At 67.5% G+C, this 3,002-nt stretch carries 4 protein-coding genes; 2 read left to right on the forward strand and 2 right to left on the reverse strand.

Features of this window, described 5'->3' with window-relative positions; translation table 11 throughout:
* On the reverse strand, positions 1–502 hold a 502-nt coding region (locus Q0W90_RS23985), incomplete at its 3' end, for a TetR family transcriptional regulator (protein ID WP_297777118.1).
* A gap of 85 nt (positions 503–587) precedes the next feature.
* Here Q0W90_RS23985 and Q0W90_RS23990 point away from each other — a divergent pair.
* A complete protein-coding gene (locus Q0W90_RS23990) occupies positions 588–989 on the forward strand; it encodes a nitroreductase family deazaflavin-dependent oxidoreductase (protein WP_297701016.1) in 402 nt (133 codons plus the stop codon).
* Here Q0W90_RS23990 and Q0W90_RS23995 read toward each other — a convergent pair whose 3' ends face one another.
* Positions 990–2,375, reverse strand: coding sequence for an FAD-linked oxidase C-terminal domain-containing protein (locus Q0W90_RS23995; RefSeq protein WP_297777122.1), 1,386 nt, complete (start codon positions 2,373–2,375; stop codon positions 990–992).
* Between the two features lie 190 nt (positions 2,376–2,565).
* On the opposite strand from Q0W90_RS23995, the gene Q0W90_RS24000 reads away from it, so the two are divergent.
* The coding region (locus Q0W90_RS24000; protein WP_297777124.1) for a protein kinase at positions 2,566–3,002 on the forward strand (437 nt) is incomplete at its 3' end.

Consider the following 3,002-nt stretch of genomic DNA (forward strand, 5'->3'; position numbering starts at 1 on the left):
CGACCTGCAGGACATGGCGCAAGTAGGCGATGCCCAGGAGTTGGCCCATGGCCAGATCGATACGCAGTTCGGTGTCCGACCCCGTCAGCAACTTGGCCAACTCCGGATACAGCTGGCCCTGAATGAACTGACGCACCAGGGCGGCCGACTCGTCGTGGGTGGCGGCACCCCGCAGGATCGCCAGTAGGGACGCGCGGGAGTCCGGCTGCTCCCACGCTTCGAAGAACACCCGCGTCAGGCGCGCGCCGATTTCCTCGCGATCGCCGCTGGCGATCCGCGCGCTGATCTCGGCCGGATCGAACGGCCACCCCATGGTGGACCGGAAGAGCTCGGCCTTGCTGCCGAAATAGTGCCGGATCAGCGCCGGGTCGACGCCGGCGCCGGCGGCGATGTCGCGGACCGAGGTCTTGTCGTATCCCGAATTCGCGAACAGCCGTCGAGCGGTCGCCACGATGTCGTTCCGGGTATCGGGGTTGCCCGGGCGTCGTCCAATGGGGGGCACAGTCCAGAAATTCTACAGTCGTTGACTTCCGGATGTCCCAGCGTTAGCGTGGAGTCATAAATTCCCCAAGTGAGGAGTTAAGGAGATGCCAGCACCGCGATGGGTTGCCCGGGCCAACAAAATCGGCCTCAATCGATTCACCAAGTACATCGCCCCGTGGGCGCCCGGATGGGGAGTCGTCGTCCATCGCGGGCGCAAATCGGGTCGCACGTTCCGCACCCCGCTGTGGGTCTTCCGCCGCCCCAACGGGTTTGTGATTGCGCTGACGTATGGGCCCGAAACTGATTGGGTGCGCAACGTCCTCGTCGCGGGCGGCTGCGAACTGCAGACCAGGCGGCGGCGCTACCAGCTCGGCGCCCCAGTCGTGTTCCGCGACGAGAACGCGACCGACATGCCGGCGTTCATCCGGTTCATGCTGCGCCGGGTGATCAAGGCGCCGGAGTTCCTCCGGCTCGACATCGTGAGCCAATTGGCAACGGCGCGTTGATCACCCGTCGCCCGACGCGAACACCACATCCGGGTTGAGGATGCCGGCCGGGTCGAAGCCTGCCTTGATGCGGCGCATCAGGTCCACCTTCACCGGGTCCTCGAGTTCGACGAAGTACGGGGTTTTGGCGCGGCCAAGTCCGTGTTCGCCCGAGATCGCGCCGCCCAATCCCATTGCCAGCGCGAAGATGTCGGTCAACAGCTTCTTGCGTCTCGCCGGGTCCTGGCAGAAGATGGCCAGGTGCACGTTGCCGTCGCCGGCGTGCCCGCAGCCCGCCGCGGCACCTCCGGCCGCCGTCGCCATTTCACGTGCGACGCTGAGGAATTTCGGCATCGCGCCGCGCGGCACGACGGCGTCGATGAGGTCGTCGGCGTTGAGCGCCTTGAGCGTCCAAAACGCCTTCTCCCGCGCCTCGATGAGCTTGCGCGCCGCGCCGCCGTCGAGCACATAGGCGTCCACCGCGCCCAGCTCGGCGAGCAGCTCGCCCGTCGTCTCGACATCCTCACCCAGCCGGCCTGCGCTCCGGTTCTCAAGGGCCACAACGAGATAGGCCTGGCAGCTGTCGCGGACATCGTCGGGAACGCCCAGCTCCAGGTTTTGGGTATACACGAGGGCGGCCATCGTCACGTTGTCGACGTACTCCAGGATGTAGGGCGCCAGACCGCTGAGGAGGATCTTGGGCACCGCCTGCATGACCTGGTCGAAGTCGGCGAACGGGGCGAGCACGGTGGCGCTGTGGTCGAGGCGCGGATGCAGCTTGACGATCACCTCGGTGGCCAGCGCCAGGGTGCCTTCGGAGCCGACGATGAGCTGGGTCAGGTCGTAGCCGGTGGATATTTTGGCGATCTTGCCACCGGTGCGGATGATCTCGCCGGTGGGCAGCGCGGCCTGCAACCCGAGCACGTTGTGGCGGGCGATCCCGTATTTGACCGCGCGCATGCCGCCGGCGTTGGTGCCGACGTTGCCGCCGACGCTGGAGGACAGCTCGCCCGGATGCACCATGTAGCGCAGCCCGGTGCCGGCCGTCGCGGCGTCCAGGTCGGCGAGCGTCACCCCGGGCTGGACGACGGCGACCTGGTTGGTGACGTCGACCTCCAGCACGGCGTTCATCCGCTCGAAGGAGACCAGCAGCCCGTCGGCGCGGGGGATCGCCGCGCCCGACAAGCCGGTCCCCGAGCCGCGCGCCGTCACCGGCACGTGGCTGTCCGAGGCAATTTTGAGCAGCCGCGCGACCTCGTCGGCGGTCGCCGGCTTGGCCAGGTACGCCGGTGATTGCGGAGGCGACGTCAACACCTCGTCGTGCGCGTAGTCCTCGGAAATGGCGTCACCGGTGAGCACGTTGTGCGCGCCGACGATCTCCGCGAACCGCGCCGTCATGTCGGTCATCGAAGGCCCCACCTTCTCCGCTTCGGACAGCCACCTACTGTATCGGGAGCGTCAGGGACGCCGACGCACGATAGCCGCGGCCGCCGGTACCGTGTGGTTGCGACACGCGTGAGCCTGCGCACGTTATGTCGACGCCCGATTGGGGAACACGCGGGCTGGACTGTCTTCGACGTTGCGGAAGGATTGCGCAGTGGCCTCCTCGTCCCGCGGTGCACGGCTCGGTACCCGGTTCGGGCCGTACGAGCTGCGATCGTTGATCGGCACCGGGGGAATGGGCGAGGTCTATCGGGCCTACGACACGGTTAAGGACCGGATGGTCGCGCTCAAGCTGTTACGTGGCGAGACGGCGGCGGACCCTGGTTTCCAGCAACGCCTTTGGCGCGAATGCCGCAAGGTGACGCGGCTGGCCGAGCCGCACGTCCTGCCGCTGCATGACTTCGGCGAGATCGACGGGGCGCCCTTCATCGACATGCACCTGGTCGACGACGGAGGCAGCCTCAAGGACCTGCTGCGCGAGCAGGGCGCGCTGGAACCCTCGCGCGCGGCGTCGATCACCGCGCAGGTGGCGCGCGCCCTGGACGCTGCGCACGCCGCCGGTCTGGTGCACCTGGACGTCAAACCCGAAAA

The sequence above is a fragment of the Mycobacterium sp. genome (assembly GCF_025933915.1).
Lineage (GTDB): Bacteria > Actinomycetota > Actinomycetes > Mycobacteriales > Mycobacteriaceae > Mycobacterium.